We start from the raw sequence: 14,984 nt of genomic DNA, 5'->3' as shown, positions 1-14,984 counted from the left end.
CAGAATGAGGCCATGACCGACCGTGCCGGAACTCCCGCTACCGAAGCAGACCTCGTCGACCTCGATGCTCTCCACGAGGCCTACTACTCCCTCAAGCCCGACGTGTCCGTGCCCGAGCAACGCGTCGTCTTCGGGACGAGCGGCCACCGTGGGTCCTCGCTCTCGACCTCGTTCAACGAGGACCACATCGCCGCGACGACCCAGGCCATCGTCGAATACCGCGCGAGCCAGGGCATCACGGGCCCGCTCTTCATCGGAGCGGACACGCACGCGCTCAGTCGTCCGGCCCTCACGACCGCACTCGGGGTGCTCGTCGGCAACGACGTGCGCGTGCTGACAGATCAGTACGACGACTTCGTGCCGACGCCAGCCCTCAGCCTCGCCATCATCACGTACAACAACGCCGGCCACGACGACGAGGCCGACGGCATCGTCGTGACGCCGAGCCACAACCCGCCGGCCGACGGTGGTTTCAAGTACAATCCGCCGCACGGCGGCCCGGCCGACTCGGACGCGACCTCGTGGATCGCGAACCGCGCGAACGAGCTCATCGCCGATGGTCTGAGCGACGTGAAGCTCGCCGAGCCCTCCGCCGTCGAGACCTACGACTTCCGGAAGGCGTACGTCGACGACCTCGCGAACATCATCGACTTCGACGTCATCAAGGAGGCCGGGCTGCACATCGGCGCCGACCCCCTCGGCGGCGCGAGCGTGCACTACTGGCAAGCGATCGCCGACACGTACGGTCTCGACCTCACCGTCGTGAACCCGGAGGTCGATCCCACGTGGCGCTTCATGACGCTCGACTGGGATGGGAAGATCCGCATGGACCCGTCGTCCGCGAACGCGATGGCTTCGGTACTCGAGCACCGGTCGGAGTACGACATCCTCACGGGCAACGACGCCGACGCCGACCGTCACGGAATCGTCACGCCCGATGGCGGCCTCATGAACCCCAACCACTACCTCGCGGTGGCGATCGAGTACCTCTACGCCAACCGCCCCGGATGGAAGGACGACGCGGCGATCGGCAAGACCCTCGTGTCCTCGAGCATGATCGACCGTGTGGCCGAGTCGCTCGGTCGTCGCCTGTGGGAGGTGCCGGTCGGCTTCAAGTGGTTCGTGCCCGGTCTCGTCGACGGATCCGTCGGGTTCGGCGGTGAGGAGAGCGCCGGCGCGAGCTTCCTCCGCTTCGACGGCACCGCGTGGACGACCGATAAGGACGGCATCCTGCTGTGCCTCCTCGCCTCGGAGATCACGGCGAAGACCGGAAAAACCCCGTCGCAGCTGTACACCGAGCTCACCGAGCGCTTCGGCTCGCCGGCCTACGAGCGCGTCGACGCCGCGGCGTCGAAGGAGCAGAAGACGAAGCTCGGCAAGCTCGACGGCGACGCGATCACGGCGACGGAGCTCGCGGGCGAGCCGATCATCGCAAAGCTGTCGTCGGCCCCTGGCAACGGCGCGGCCGTCGGCGGCCTCAAGGTCGTGACCGAGAACGCGTGGTTCGCGGCGCGTCCCTCCGGCACGGAGGACGTCTATAAGATCTACGCCGAGTCCTTCAAGGGCGCTGAGCACCTCAAGCAGGTCCAGGCCGAGGCCAAGCAGATCGTCGACGCCGCGATCGCCTGACCCCCTGTCTCTCTCCCCCCTGAAAATCGCCTATGTGCACGAGTTTTCGTGCACATAGGCGATTTTCAGGGGGTGAGGGGGAGGGAGGAGAGGGGGAGGGGGGTCAGGGGACCTGGTAATACCACGCAGTCGAATTCGGGTGGTCGATCGTGATCGCCTCGTCGATGTCTCGGAAATCGCGGTTCTCGTTGTGGCCGGCGACCTTGATCTCGAGGCCGTTCTCGCCCTGCACGATGTCGGAGACGATCATGACGTGGTCGGGGTTGCCGTTGCCGTTCCAGTCGAAGAACGCGATGTCGCCGAGCTTCACCTGATCGCGCTGTGAGTCGTCGAGGCGCGTGAGGTTCGGTCCGGATTCGCTCGCGAGCCAGTCCTCGAGCGAGGGAGCGTAGACCCACGTCTTCGTACCCTGGGCGTTGCGGTTCGACCAGGCGTCTGTCATCTCCCAACCGCGGGCGAGCAGCGTCTGCGACACGAAGTTCGCGCAGTCTCCGCCGCTCGGGTTGTAGTCGCCGAAGTCGGGGTTGTAGTCCTTCCAGTGCGTGAGCGCGTACTGGAGCTGCTTGTCGACGGGCGTGAGTGTCGCGTACGTGTAGGAGTTCGCCCAGAGGGACGGGACCGCCTCGTCACCCGCGAACACCTGGATGTCGACGGTCTTCGGTTGGAAGTCGGAGGACCGCGGCACGGCAGCGGTGACCCGGGTGTCGTCGACGACGGTCACGGAACTCGCCGGGACCCCACCGACGAGCACGCGCGTGACGCCCTCGAGCCCCAGGCCGGTGATCGCGATCTCTCCCCCGCCGCTCACCGGTCCTTCCGGGGCGTCGACATCGCCGACGACGCTCACCGACATGTCGACCGGGTCGAACGTGGGGGCGGCGGCAGCAGCCGGATCGCCGGAGCACCCGGTCAGCACGCACGTCGTGGCGACGACGAGCCCCGCCAGGAGAGCGGTCGCTCGACGGCGGACGGAGGGCGCAGATGCTGTCACGGCGATGCTTCCTTGTGGTGCGGGGGGTCACTCCATCGTACGGGGAGCGCGCCGGGTGTCGCAGGAACGCCGTCCCGGCGGTGTGGACGACCAGGTTCGCCCGACGATCAGGAGGCCGCGTCGCCACCGCCGCGCTGCAGCGCACGCTCGCGGAACGCGAGGAAGAGCGGGAAGGCGAACGCAAGAGCCAGGAGCGGAACGGCGAGCAGGAACAGCCAGACGCGACGCATTCGGAGCCGTCGCCCTTCGACGACCATGAAGAGCACCGCAGCGATCGCGACGACGAGCAGGTCGGTCGTGAGTGACGACACCGACGGGCCGCTCCCGAACCAGTCGCCGAGGTAGTCACGGCGCTCGAGGATCGCGACCACGTTGTACGTCCACGTTCCGACGAGTCCGATCACTGCGAGGACGAGGTAGAGCACCGCGCGCGGCGTCCACCGCCCGGCTCCGTCGCTCCCGCCCGGGGAGGTCGATGCGGCGCTCATCGGAACCCCGCCCGGGAGCGTGACGGGACGGAATCGACGGGTGACGGCGCAGCCGTTCCGGCGTCCGGAGCGGCCGCGGAACCGCGGATGAGTGTGAGAACGACCACCACAATGACCCCGAGCCCGAGGACCGTGACGGCGCCGAGGGTGAGCGCGTCCGGCGCGACGATCGACTGACCACGCAACGCCTGCCACGAGACGAGCGCAACGGTCCCTGCGAACCCGATGGCGGCCGCCAGTACGAGACGAAACCGCACGACGGCACTTCGGAGCACGGGCACCCGACGCGCCAGGAGCTCGAGCCCGATCGCGATCAATGGGAGCACCTGCAGGGCGTGCATCCCGACGAAGTGCGGAATGCGCAGGTCGCCTCCCTCGGTACTCCAGCCGAGGATCGGGATACCGGCCCCGCCGTCGGCGACCCCGACGGCGTGGGCTCCGGCGATGCCCTGGTAGTCGTTCAACTGCTCGGCCGTCGGCCCCGTCATGAGGAACGCGAGCGCCATTCCGACGAGCCCGATCACGAGGCCGGCGCGGATCGCGAGGGATCGGGCCCCGTCGCCGAGGGGGTCGCGGAACAGCACGAGTGCGACGACGACCGTCGCGAGCCAGACCACGACGATCGACACGGCCATGAGCGACCACATCGCGGCCGCCGCGGGGGACGACACGTTGAAGTGGCTCGTCGTGTTGGTGATGGCCGCTCCGATGATGACGACCATCTCGAGGACGAGGGCGACCACGACGACGTTCCCGACGACGGAGAGGAGCCGCCGCCGCGTGGCCAAGCCGATCATCCACGCGAGCGTGACGCTGTAGACCGCCAACGAGATCGAGAACTTGAGGGGCTTCGCCCATACGGGCTGCCCGAGGATCTCGCGCGGATCGGTGACGAGCGCGATGAGGCACACCACGACGCCGACCGCGGAGGCGGCCGCGAGGGCGACGAGCGGACGGTGGAGAGGGACGCGCGTCCGAGTGGATGCGTCCGTCGGCGGTCTCGTGGGGGGCTCGGGAATGGTCATGAAGCGGTCTCCGTATCGGCTGGTGACGAGGATGATGCCGGGGGCGAGGGGAAGCGACGCTCCCCTTCGGTCGCTTGCGCGATGCGGCGCAGCGATTGGAAGACGATGTCGCCGAGGGCGGTTCCAACGGCGGCGATACGGGCCTGGTCGACGGGGTCCGAACGCTGTTCGAGCTCGTCGAAATCGGCTCGCGCGACGATCGCCGCCGCCTCCGCGTATCGTGCGAGCCAGGCCTCGCTCAGCGGCTCGCCGACGACGGCGAAGGTGTCGAGCGCTCGCGCGGCGATGGGGACCGCAGGGTGATGCCGACCGATCCCCTCCGTGACGGCGAGGACCCGTTCGACGGCGTCGGACGAGGGATCGACGGGGGCGTCGCGTCCGGCGAGCGGGACAGCCGCCTGCGCGACTCCGAAGGAATCGTTGAGCGGCATGCTTCCGTCGAGCGCGGCGACGATCTGCTTCACGCCCGCGATGGTCACCCCGGCCCCCTCGATGAGACCCCGGATCAGCCGCAGTCGCGCGACGTGCGCCTCCCCATAGGACGAGCGGTTGGGCCCGTCGGCGTCACCGGGCGCCAGGACACCCTCGCGAATGTAGTACTTGATCGACGGAATGCTGACGCCCGTCGATCGGCTCAAGTCGGAAATACGCACGCGGATAGCATAGCTATCGGATAGCGATACTGTCTACTGCATTCGCCGCTCCATAGAATCATTGACAGCGCACGATCGACCCGAAGGAGCGCCATCATGACGACGCCCACCGATCCGCCCCGCCAGCCCTACCAGATTCCGCCGCCCGGCCAGAAGGGCACGGCGGCGTGGGCTCTCGGCTTTCTCGCCTACGTGCCGATCCCGATCATCGCGCAGATCATGACCGGACTGGTCATGGCGGGGGTCTATCCCACCCAGAAGACCCGCGGACCCATCGCGCACGCGAACGCCCGGAACGCCGCGAACTGGGGACTCACGTACTCGATCCTCACCGCCGTCTTCGTCGGACTCGCGATCATCTTCGCCGCCCTGCTCACGAACGGCGGCACGACGACGGCCTCCGCCGGGGCGGCGGCCCTCCCGCTCATCCCACTCGCGCTGTGGGTGCTCCTCAGCATCCTCCACGTCATCGTGACGGTCATCGGGACCGTGAAGGCATCGCGGGGGACGGTCTTCCGCTTCCCCCTCGCGATCCGTTTCATCTCCGAGTAACGAGCCGCGGAAGCGCGCGGTTCGCCCGGACCGCGACTTCACAGACCGCTCGTGAGAGCGCTCTCCCCCGCGGTAGGCTTCTCGCAGACCCTCGATACGCTGGAGCACCCCATGAGCGACGACGCCCGCCGTTTCCCCGACCACTTCCTCTTCGGCGCGGCGACCGCGGCGTACCAGATCGAGGGCGCGGCCCACGAGGACGGCCGCACGGACTCGATCTGGGACGCGTTCAGCCGGGTTCCCGGTGCCGTCATCGACGCGCACAACGGCGACGTCGCGACCGACCACTACCACCGGTACCGTGACGACGTCGCGCTCATGAAGGACCTCGGCCTCCAGACCTACCGGTTCTCGACCTCGTGGTCCCGGGTCCGACCGGACGGCGGACCCGCGAACGCGAAGGGCCTCGACTTCTACTCCCGCCTCGTCGACGAACTGCTCGGCGCCGGGATCAAGCCGTGGCTCACGCTCTACCACTGGGACTTGCCGCAGGCCCTCGAGGAGCGCGGCGGCTGGACGAACCGAGACACGTCGGAGCTCTTCCGCGACTACGCCATGACGGTGCACGAGGCGCTCGGCGACCGCGTCGGGGTGTGGACGACGCTCAACGAGCCCTGGTGCTCGTCGTTCCTCTCCTACACCGCCGGCGCGCACGCCCCGGGGCGCCAGTCGGTCGAGGACGGCCTCGCCGCCGCCCACCACCTCCTCCTCGGCCACGGCCTCGCGGTGCAGTCGCTCCGCGCCGCAGACCCGTCGCTCGAGATCGGTATCACCCTCAACCTCACGGTCGCGAAGCCCGTCGACCCGACGAACGACGGTGACATCGACGCGGCTCGCCGCATCGACGGTCAGTTCAACCGCTTCTTCCTCGACCCGATCTTCCGCGGCGCCTACCCCGAGGACGTCGTCGCGGACGTCGCGGACAACAACTTCGAGTCGTACGTGAAGGAGGGCGATCTCGAGGTCATCTCGACGCCCATCGACGCCCTCGGCGTGAACTACTACCACGGCGAGCACGTGAGCTCGACGCCCGTCGAACTCGAGACGGGCGGCCAGGCGCCGACCGAGCGTCCCACCCGGTCCCCCTTCCCCGCGGCGGACAACGTGCACTGGCACCCGCAGGACCTCGAGACCACGTCGATGGGCTGGGAGATCGAGCCCTGGCTCCTGCGCGACCTGCTCGTGCACGTCGACCGCGAATACACCGGTCCCGCCGGCACCGCCATCTGGGTCACCGAGAACGGCGCCGCGTTCGACGACGAGCTCGTTGACGGCGCGGTGCACGATGAGGGCCGCACGCGCTTCCTGACGGGCCACCTCGGTGCCATCCTCGACACGATCGCCGACGGCGTCGACGTGCGCGGCTACTTCTACTGGTCGCTGCTCGACAACTACGAGTGGGCGTGGGGCTACCACAAGCGCTTCGGCATCGTGCGGGTCGACTACGACACGCAGGAGCGTATCGTGAAGGACTCGGGACTCGCGTACCGCGACATCATCGCGGCGCGCGCTCTGCCGGCACAGGCCTAGCGGTCGCGGCGAACCGACGACCATGCCGACCATCACCGGGCACCCCGAGCGCCACGCACCGACCCTCGAGGCGGTCGCGGAGGCGGCCGGCGTCTCCCGCGCGACGGTCAGCCGCGTGGTCAACGGTTCGCCGAGCGTGCGCGGCGAGGTCGTCGAGGTCGTGCAGAAGGCCATCGCCGAGCTCGGCTACGTGCCGAATCGCGCAGCGCGATCCCTCGCCTCGAGCCGGACGCATTCGATCGCACTGCTCGTCCCCGAGGACGTCTCGCGGTTCTTCGGCGACCCCTACTTCGCGAGCTTCACGGGCGGGCTCGACCGCCGCCTCGCCGATACGGAGTACGTCCTCAATCTCGTCGTCGCGCGGGACGACCCGGGCCGGAAGGCCGTGCGCTACGTGCGGGGCGGCAACGTCGACGGTGCGATCGTCGTGTCGCACCACCGGGGTCACGACTTCTTGCGGCAACTCGAGGGGTCGGTCCCCATCGTCTACGGCGGTCGGCCCGACGTCGCACTCTCGAGCGCTCCGTATTTCGTGGACGTGGACAACGAATCCGGAGGCTACCTCGCAACGCGGCACCTCATCGAGAGCGGCCGCACCCGGATCGCGAGCATCGCGGGACCGGACGACATGTCGGCCGCCCTCGACCGCGTCGCGGGCTTCCGCCGCGCCCTGCAGGAGGCCGGGCTGCCGGACGACGCGATCGTGCACGCGAACTTCACCGCGTCGGGCGGTGCGGAGGCGATGCGCACGCTGCTCGCGCGCCAGCCGGACCTCGACGCGATCTTCTCCGCGTCGGACCTCATGGCGACGGGTGCGTTGACGGCGCTCGCGAGCCGAGGGATCAGCGTGCCGGGTGACATCGCGATCGTCGGCTACGACGACAGCCCGGCGGCGACGTGGGGCGAGGTCGGACTCACGACGGTTCGGCAACCGTCCGAGCTCATGGGTGCGACGGCCGTCGATGTCCTCCTGCAATTGCTCGGCGGTGTCGCCGACGTCCCACACGAGAACATCGTCCCGACCGAACTCGTGATCCGAAACTCGGCGTGACCGGACGACAGCGCGCGATCGGGCTGGCCGTCATTGGTGCGCTCGCGTTCGTCGTCGTCGTTCTCGGCGCGGTCGCGCTGCCCATGGCCGTCCAGGCGACGATCGCGGCCGACTATTCGGTCCTCCCTGCGGGCACCGAGGTCGTCATGACGAAGGGACAGTACGAAAGCACCCAGACGTTCCCGCTCTGGGGATCGGCCTTCCTGATCTCGTTCCTCTCTCTCGCGGTCGCGATCTTCGTCGTGGCCCTGAAGTGGCCGCGACCGTGGTCCGCACCGCTCGCTCACTGAGTCCGAGCGGCCGGGTGGTCTTGTTCCGACGGCTTCGTGAACATCTCAGATCACCGAACAGTCAGGAGTTCGGGCCAAGCGAGTCTGGCCCGAACCGCGCCGACTGTATTCGAGAGATCGTGCGCCGAACGCCTTGTTCGACGGTGAGTCGACTCGTGTCGATGACCACGTCGGGACCGATCCGAACGAGCTCGTCGGCCCACTTCTCGTAGACCCCGTTGAGGAAGTCCCACTCCCGCGAGATTCCCCTCGTGGGGTCCATGTGAGCCCGAGCGAATGCCGCCTCGAGCGTGACTGTCGTCACGACGACGACGATCACCGCACCGCTCGGAGCCTGGCGACGGAGGCGCGACACCTCGTCCTCCGACCCGGACCCTTCCGCGATGACGCACGTCAATCCGGTACGCGCCCAGAGCCCGACGGTGGTCTCAAAGATGCGGTGCGCTGCCTCCCAGTTCGGAAGCGTCGGGAGAGCCATCGCCGCGATCTGATCGAGTTCGACGAGCGCCGCTCGTTCGCCCCGGCGGCGCAGCTCTGCAGCGAGCGCGGCGGCCACCGTGCTTTTGCCGGAAGCCTGCGGGCCGACGACGATGACGAGCGCGAGCGGAATCGCGGTGTCCATCACGCCGTGCGCCCCGACAGCGACGCCGACGTCCAGGCACGCCGAATCGCATCCGTCTGCTCATCGACGGTCAGGCCGGTGACGTCCACCACGACGTCGACTTCCGGGGGTGACGACAGAAGGTCATGCAGATAGTCGAACTCGTCGTCCGTGAGATAGACGGGGCGAGTCGCAGCGCGATTCCGCGCCTCCTCCAGCGGTAGCGAGAGATGGACCACCAGACAATCGGGGAGCTCGGCACGGTAGGCGGCCAAGGCTTCCTCGGTGACGACATCCGCGACGGTGATCACGAAACCGACTGCAGCGAGGTTGCGCGCCAGAGCAGCGACGTTGCGGACGCCGAGGAGATGCTGGTCCCGACCGTCGGGCCCACTCCACAGGGTCGCTCCTCCCGCGACGACGAGTTGCCGAATGTCATCGGCATCGATGAAGGCGGCTCGTGCGTGCTCTTCGGCTAAGCGGCGACCACACGTCGACTTGCCGGCCGCGGGGCCGCCCGACAGCACCAGTGGACGCATATGCTCGTCCCCTTCCCTCGGCCCGACGCTACCGGGTGTGACGACGACCAGTGTGACACCGGTGTGTGCGGCGGCCCGGATGGTCACGTACGGGAGTTCCCATCAGGGGCGGTCGCCCTGCGATACCGTCCGCGGACCTGAGCATCTCCCCGGAGGCAGATGGGTCCGGAGGAAATCAGCTGCACCCCGGATAGGCGACGGCGGCGATGATAATGCCCCAGCGTCGTCAGCGGTCGACACTTCCCTCCTCGATGCGCGCGGCCATCGGGGTGACCTCATCGACTCGCCCCTCCGCGACATCCACGATGAAGTCGTATGCCTCGTCGTTCGACCACGTCAGGCGTCGCCCGTTGACTCCGAGGAACACGATGAGGCCGGCGAGAGCCAGCCGCTTGTTGCCGTCGACGAGCGGGTGATTCTTCGCGAGAGAGTGCACGAGCGCCGCGGCCTTCTCGGCGAGCGTCGGATACGCGTCAGCGCCGAGAACGGTCGTCTGCGGACGAGCACACGCAGATTCGAGGAGACCGGCGTCGCGAATCCGGACATCGGGACCGATGGTCCTCTCGGCGATTCGTTGCAGGTCCCGTAGCGAGAGATAGATCACTGAGCGAGCCGCTCGAGCGCCTCCGCGTATCGGGGAAGTTCTTCGTCGAGCACGCGATCGATGAGGTCGTCGTGGCTGTGCCTCTCGACGTACTCACGCACCGCTTCCCGAGCGACGTCCTGCATCGACCGGGACTCGAACTCGGCGCGACGACGAAGGGCGTCCGTCTCGGCGTCCGTCAGACGCAATGTCATGGCCATGACGACGATGGTATCACGGGTGACACCATCACGCCCTCCGCCGCCGTCGCCCGATGGCGCTCCCCGGCCAGACGCGACTCATTCCGCCTTTGCTGCGCGTCGCACCGAAGACCCTCGAACGGATGGTCGCGAACCTGTGATCGGCTCTCTCTGCCCGCATCGTCGCGAGGACGGCGGACGCGCAACCCTACTGATAGGTGATGAGGTCGGGCTGGGGGGAGACCTCGCGCATCGTCTGCTCGGGAGCGAGCATCGGGAGGTCCTCGTCGTAGAAGTTCTTCCACCCCCACGCGATGCCCTCCGGCGCTCCGGTGTGCAGCGCCCGCCAGGTCGCCTGCTTGTCCGGCTGGCCGCCCTGTCCGTCGGCGTGGATGAGGAGCTCGAGCTGCGGGTGGGAGGTGTCGACGTCCTGACGGTCCTGGATCATGTCGAGCCGGAACTGGTGGAGGACGAGCATCTTCGGCGGGAGGCCGTCTCGCTCGACGAGGGCGGCGAGCCAGTCGGAGACGGAGTTCACCTCCGCCGCCGTGACGGAGCCGATCTGCGTGAGGTGACGCTCCCCGGGCTCGAGCCTCCACTCGGGATCGAGCGCGAGGCCCACGTTCGGCTTCACGAGGAGGCTCTCGTAGAGCTTCGCCTGGGTGAGGAAGTCGGTCCGTCCCGGTTGCAGGTCGATCACGACGTACACGCCCGCCTCGGCAGCGGCGTCGATGTAGGGCTCGAGCCGTTCGGACGGTAACTCGTTCGAGAAGTTGCCGTCAGCTCCCTCCGCGCCGGCCGCGACCGTCGCGATGATCTCGAGGGTCGGGACGACGGTCTTCTCGGTGAGGTCGTCGTACGACGCCGAAACCTTCTTCGCACGCTCGATCGTCGCGGCCACATCCTGCTCGCCGAGGACGCCGAGGACCGGGGCGCCGGGAGCGCCGTAGAGGGCGACGAACAGCCGGTCGGCGAAGAGATGCTGACCACCGCCGGGCAGTTGGGTTCCGGACGCGGCCGACCGCACCGACCACGCAGGATCGGGGAGAGAGCCGAACGCCTCACCGAGCAGGAGCGTCGAAGCGGCGCCCGCCTCGTGCAGCGCGGCGATCGTCTCGGAGGAGCGGAGTGGATCCGGCGCGTCGGCGGGGAGCACGACCGCCGGGACTCCCGCCGCGCGCGCGGTCGCGAGAGAGGCCGCGTCCGACGGGGCGTCCGTCGTGAGCGCGATCGTCGACTTCAGGGGTGCAGCCGGCACGGGCATCGGATCGAGCGGAGGGTCGGTCGACGATGACGACGTCGTCTTCGACCGGTCGGGGACGGCGAGTTCCGCGAGGGCGGGGATCGACGCCGCGGCGGGGTCCGCCGCCAGCGATGTGCCGGTCGCATCGCTCAACGCTTGCGCATCCGCGTCACTCGCGATGATGTCGAGACCGTCGAACTGTCCCCCACCGATGTTCCCGACGGCGACGACCGTGGATGCGCCGAGCCGCTCGATCTCCTCCGCGACCGCATTACCGGTCACGGGTGCCGATGCCGACGTCTCGGGGACGGCGGAATCGACGGGCGCAGCACCGTCGGCTCCGTCGTCGAGGAGCAGAGGGACACCGAGCTCGACAGCCACGTGCGCCGAAAGCAACGTCGCCTCCGCGTCGCCGGCCGGCGACACGACGACGGCCGGGGCGGACTCGAACAGGAGCCGACTCGTCTCCACGGCCCGCACGACGGGGTCGCTGTCCGCGACGACGGAGGCGCCCTCGACCGGCTGCGTCGTCACGACCTCCGCTCGGCGCTCGTCCGGCTCCGGCACCGAGGTGCATCCGGCGAACGCGACCACCCCGATCGTGGCGATCGAGGCGAGGAGGAACCGGGGGACGACGCGGGAGGGCATCGATTCAGGCTAACCGATGCCCTCCGACCCCGACTCCGTTCGGGGGCTACCGAGCGGCGCTCTCCGCGGTGAAGCGCCGCGCCCGCGCGACCTCCCGCAACGACAGGGGGAGGGTGATCGCGATCACCAGGACGAGTGCCAGCGACACCACGAGGGCGACCGGATCCGCGATTCGCAGCAGATTCTGCGCGAGGATCGCCGTGATGAGGAAGACGTTCTGCGCCGAATTCCACGCGGTCACCTCGGCGGCGAAGGGCGCGTAGGCGACCGCGAGCTCGCGCTCCTCCTCCGACAGCTCGACCGGCCGACGGCCGAGAACCGCACGCCGGATCCGCCGGTTCCGCTGCCGATCGGAACCGAGCAGATCACGCACGGGACCGTACAGGTTCATTCCCACGGTCGCGCACGCGATCGTGGCGACGAGCGACGCGAGGCTCACGGCGATGCTCACCGAGAGGAACACGCTGCCCGCCTCCATGAGCAGCACCTGATCGACCAGGACCGTCACGGCGACGCCGGCGATGAGGACGATGGCGAACCACAGGGCGACGTTCCCCGCACGGTGACGCGTGAGATCACGCAGCCACATCGCGGGCGCATCGGCGGGCTCCTGAAACTCGCGGAGGTCGGCACGCCGACGCACGATGCGGCCGACCGCGACGGCGAGAGCGACGTAACTGAACGCCGCGACGAGCAGGCCCGAGACGACGGCCGGCGGCACGCCGTCCGAGGCGAACTGCACGGCGAGCAGGAGCGCGGCGAGCACACCGATGAACGCGACTGCGGAGAAGAACCGGCGTCGGTCGCTCCGCCCGACGGCCGCGCGTGGATCCCACCAGTCCCCGAGCAGGACGACGGCGGAGAAGAGCCCGACTGCCCAGAGCGCGAGAATGCTCGCGAGCGCAAGGGCCCCTGCCGGCTGCCCAGCACCGTCGAGGAGGATCACCGCGGCGACGACGAGCGCCAGCCCGGCGGCCGTCAGACCCGCGAAGGCGGCGACCTTCATCGTTGACGCCCGGCAAGGGGCCCTACATCGGTACCGCTGAGTGTCATCCGTCGAGCCTACCGATCGCGTTCCGCAGCCGAGCCGGCTGTCCTCTCCTCGTGGACGGTTCCCGTCCATCGGCACCTCCTCGCGGATTCCGTCGGACAATAGAGGAGTGACGATCCACGATTCCTCCGAGACGCCCCCGGCCGGGACTCCCACGACGGGAGCCCCTCGCGCCGACATCCTCGGCGACGAGGAAGCCCTCCGCCTCAGAGGCGACTTCCCTGCGCTGCACCAGTCGGTCAACGGTCACCCGCTCGTCTACCTCGATTCGGGTGCCACCTCGCAGAAGCCGTCCGTCGTCCTCGACGCGGAACGCCGCTACCTGGAAACGACGAACGCGGCCGTGCACCGTGGCGCGCACTCGCTCGCCGCAGCCGCGACCGAGCTCTACGAGGATGCCCGGGTCACCGTCGCCGATTTCGTCGGCGCACGCGATGACGAGATCGTGTGGACCTCGAACGCGACCGAAGGCCTCAACCTCATCGCGTACGCGTTCTCGAACGCGAGCGCCGGTCGCGGCGGAGAGGCCGCCGAACGCTTCCGCCTGGGAGCGGGCGACGAGATCGTCATCACCGAGGCGGAGCACCACTCGAACCTCGTGCCGTGGCAGGAGCTCGCCTTCCGCACCGGTGCGACGCTCCGCTTCGTTCCGGTCGACGACGAGGGTGTCATCACCGCCGAGGCCGCCGCCGCCGTCATCGGTGAGCGTACCCGCCTCGTCGCGTTCACTCATGTGTCGAATGTCACGGGTGCGATCAGCCCCGTCGCGGACCTCGTCCGGATGGCCCACGCCGTCGGCGCGCTCGTCGTCCTCGACGCCTGCCAGTCCGCTCCGCACCTGCCGCTCGACCTCGACGCGCTCGACGTGGACTTCGCCGTGTTCTCCGGTCACAAGATGCTCGCTCCGACGGGCATCGGCGCCCTCTACGGCAGGCGCGAACTGCTGAACACGATGCCGCCGTTCCTCACGGGTGGTTCGATGATCACGACCGTCACGATGGAGAAGTCCGAGTACCTGCCCGCGCCGCAACGGTTCGAGGCGGGCACGCAACGCGTGTCACAGGTGATCGCACTCGCTGAGGCCGTCCGATACCTGCGCGCCGTCGGGATGGACGGGATCGCCGCGCACGAGCGGTCGCTCGGCGAGCGCCTCCTCGCCGGGCTCGCCGACATTCGGGGCGTGCGGGTACTCGGGCCGCTCGACGCGGATCGTCGCACCGGACTCGCCGCGATCGACGTCGAGGGCGTCCACGCCCACGACGTCGGGCAGTACCTCGACGACCGCGGCATCGCCGCCCGCGTGGGCCACCACTGCGCGCAGCCACTCCACCGCCGCCTCGGTGTCACGGCCTCGACGCGCGCGAGCACCTACCTCTACAACACGACGGCAGACGTCGATGCGTTCCTCGAGGGTGTTGCGGGCGTGCGGTCCTTCTTCGGGGAGGCGTGATGGGCTCCCCCGAACTCGCGAACCTGTACCAGCAGGTCATCCTCGACCACTCGAAGCGGAAGAAGGGCTTCGGCCTCGCCGAGGGCGGTGCCGCGGAGTCGCATCAGCTGAATCCGACGTGCGGCGACGAGATCACGCTGCGCCTGCACCTCGCGGCCGACGACACGATCGAGCGGATCTCGTGGGAGGGCGCCGGCTGCTCCATCTCGATGGCGTCGGCGTCGTTGCTCTCGGAGCTCGTCCCCGGGCTCACACGCTCCGAGGCTCGCGAGCGCATCGCACTGTTCCGGGAGCTCATGCGCTCGAAGGGCGAGGGCGTCGAGGACGACGAGCCGCTCGGCGACGCCGCGGCGCTCGAGGGCGTCTCGCGGTACGTCGCCCGTGTGAAGTGCGCGATGCTCGGCTGGGTCGCGTTCGAGGACACGCTGTCGCTCTCCTCCTGAGGTGGCGGGGAAACGCC

Annotated in this window: 17 protein-coding genes; 7 read left to right on the top strand and 10 right to left on the bottom strand. The window is 69.0% G+C overall.

Annotated features, from left to right (window positions below; translation table 11 throughout):
• The first annotated feature begins 12 nt into the window (after positions 1 to 12).
• Complete coding sequence (gene pgm / locus ELQ92_RS02425) at positions 13 to 1,629, top strand: phosphoglucomutase (alpha-D-glucose-1,6-bisphosphate-dependent) (RefSeq protein ID WP_128497346.1); 1,617 nt, start codon at positions 13 to 15, stop codon at positions 1,627 to 1,629.
• Positions 1,630 to 1,732: 103 nt separating this feature from the next.
• Here the strand turns inward: pgm and ELQ92_RS02420 are convergent, their stop codons facing one another.
• The 4 genes from ELQ92_RS02420 to ELQ92_RS02405 form a co-directional block, all read right to left on the bottom strand.
• A complete protein-coding gene (locus ELQ92_RS02420) occupies positions 1,733 to 2,620 on the bottom strand; it encodes an amidase domain-containing protein (RefSeq protein WP_128497345.1) in 888 nt (295 codons plus the stop codon).
• Between the two features lie 107 nt (positions 2,621 to 2,727).
• Positions 2,728 to 3,108 carry a DUF2834 domain-containing protein gene (locus tag ELQ92_RS02415; protein ID WP_128497343.1) on the bottom strand — a complete coding sequence of 127 codons (381 nt, stop codon included), beginning with the start codon at positions 3,106 to 3,108 and terminating at the stop codon, positions 2,728 to 2,730.
• Positions 3,105 to 4,133 (bottom strand): hypothetical protein, encoded by a 1,029-nt coding sequence (locus ELQ92_RS02410; protein WP_208004212.1) that lies wholly within the window; start codon positions 4,131 to 4,133, stop codon positions 3,105 to 3,107. Before ELQ92_RS02410 ends, ELQ92_RS02415 begins: the two co-directional genes overlap by 4 nt.
• Positions 4,130 to 4,786 carry a MerR family transcriptional regulator gene (locus tag ELQ92_RS02405; RefSeq protein ID WP_166426684.1) on the bottom strand — a complete coding sequence of 219 codons (657 nt, stop codon included), beginning with the start codon at positions 4,784 to 4,786 and terminating at the stop codon, positions 4,130 to 4,132. The genes ELQ92_RS02410 and ELQ92_RS02405 overlap by 4 nt, the downstream gene beginning before the upstream one ends.
• 96 nt (positions 4,787 to 4,882) lie before the next feature.
• Between ELQ92_RS02405 and ELQ92_RS02400 the strand changes: the two genes are divergently transcribed.
• The 4 genes from ELQ92_RS02400 (at position 4,883) to ELQ92_RS02385 (ending at position 8,209) form a co-directional block, all read left to right on the top strand.
• Entirely contained in the window at positions 4,883 to 5,338 is a 456-nt protein-coding gene (locus ELQ92_RS02400) for a magnetosome magnetite crystal formation protein family (RefSeq protein WP_128497339.1), read from the top strand.
• A gap of 111 nt (positions 5,339 to 5,449) precedes the next feature.
• Positions 5,450 to 6,868, top strand: a complete 1,419-nt coding sequence (locus ELQ92_RS02395; protein ID WP_128497337.1) for a GH1 family beta-glucosidase — start codon at positions 5,450 to 5,452, stop codon at positions 6,866 to 6,868.
• Positions 6,869 to 6,890: 22 nt separating this feature from the next.
• Positions 6,891 to 7,919, top strand: a complete 1,029-nt coding sequence (locus ELQ92_RS02390) for a LacI family DNA-binding transcriptional regulator (protein ID WP_128497336.1) — start codon at positions 6,891 to 6,893, stop codon at positions 7,917 to 7,919.
• Positions 7,916 to 8,209, top strand: a complete 294-nt coding sequence (locus tag ELQ92_RS02385; protein WP_128497334.1) for a hypothetical protein — start codon at positions 7,916 to 7,918, stop codon at positions 8,207 to 8,209. Before ELQ92_RS02390 ends, ELQ92_RS02385 begins: the two co-directional genes overlap by 4 nt.
• Before the next feature lie 61 nt (positions 8,210 to 8,270).
• On the opposite strand, the gene ELQ92_RS02380 is transcribed toward ELQ92_RS02385, so the two are convergent.
• From ELQ92_RS02380 to ELQ92_RS02355, 6 genes are all read right to left on the bottom strand, one after another.
• Positions 8,271 to 8,831 (bottom strand): AAA family ATPase, encoded by a 561-nt coding sequence (locus ELQ92_RS02380; RefSeq protein WP_128497333.1) that lies wholly within the window; start codon positions 8,829 to 8,831, stop codon positions 8,271 to 8,273.
• A complete protein-coding gene (locus ELQ92_RS16750; RefSeq protein ID WP_128497331.1) occupies positions 8,831 to 9,349 on the bottom strand; it encodes an AAA family ATPase in 519 nt (172 codons plus the stop codon). The genes ELQ92_RS02380 and ELQ92_RS16750 overlap by 1 nt, the downstream gene beginning before the upstream one ends.
• Before the next feature lie 226 nt (positions 9,350 to 9,575).
• Positions 9,576 to 9,953: a type II toxin-antitoxin system death-on-curing family toxin gene (locus ELQ92_RS02370; RefSeq protein WP_128497329.1), complete on the bottom strand. Its 378-nt coding sequence runs from the start codon at positions 9,951 to 9,953 to the stop codon at positions 9,576 to 9,578.
• Entirely contained in the window at positions 9,950 to 10,153 is a 204-nt protein-coding gene (locus tag ELQ92_RS02365; RefSeq protein ID WP_208004211.1) for a ribbon-helix-helix protein, CopG family, read from the bottom strand. Before ELQ92_RS02365 ends, ELQ92_RS02370 begins: the two co-directional genes overlap by 4 nt.
• Positions 10,154 to 10,340: 187 nt before the next feature.
• The gene (locus tag ELQ92_RS02360; protein WP_128497328.1) at positions 10,341 to 12,023 is read right to left on the bottom strand and encodes a hypothetical protein; all 1,683 of its coding nucleotides are present in this window, start codon (positions 12,021 to 12,023) and stop codon (positions 10,341 to 10,343) included.
• 46 nt (positions 12,024 to 12,069) lie between these two features.
• Positions 12,070 to 13,029 carry a hypothetical protein gene (locus tag ELQ92_RS02355; RefSeq protein ID WP_128497327.1) on the bottom strand — a complete coding sequence of 320 codons (960 nt, stop codon included), beginning with the start codon at positions 13,027 to 13,029 and terminating at the stop codon, positions 12,070 to 12,072.
• Between the two features lie 223 nt (positions 13,030 to 13,252).
• Here ELQ92_RS02355 and ELQ92_RS02350 point away from each other — a divergent pair, with 223 nt between their 5' ends.
• Positions 13,253 to 14,524, top strand: a complete 1,272-nt coding sequence (locus tag ELQ92_RS02350; protein ID WP_128497993.1) for a cysteine desulfurase — start codon at positions 13,253 to 13,255, stop codon at positions 14,522 to 14,524.
• Positions 14,524 to 14,967, top strand: coding sequence for a Fe-S cluster assembly sulfur transfer protein SufU (gene sufU, locus ELQ92_RS02345; protein ID WP_128497326.1), 444 nt, complete (start codon positions 14,524 to 14,526; stop codon positions 14,965 to 14,967). The genes ELQ92_RS02350 and sufU overlap by 1 nt, the downstream gene beginning before the upstream one ends.
• Positions 14,968 to 14,984: the final 17 nt, after the last annotated feature.

Origin of the sequence: Labedella populi (assembly GCF_004078655.1) — a bacterium.
Classification (GTDB): Bacteria; Actinomycetota; Actinomycetes; order Actinomycetales; family Microbacteriaceae; genus Labedella; species Labedella populi.
The sequence above is the reverse complement of the archived record's forward strand: the minus strand, read 5'-3'. Positions and strand labels throughout refer to the sequence as shown.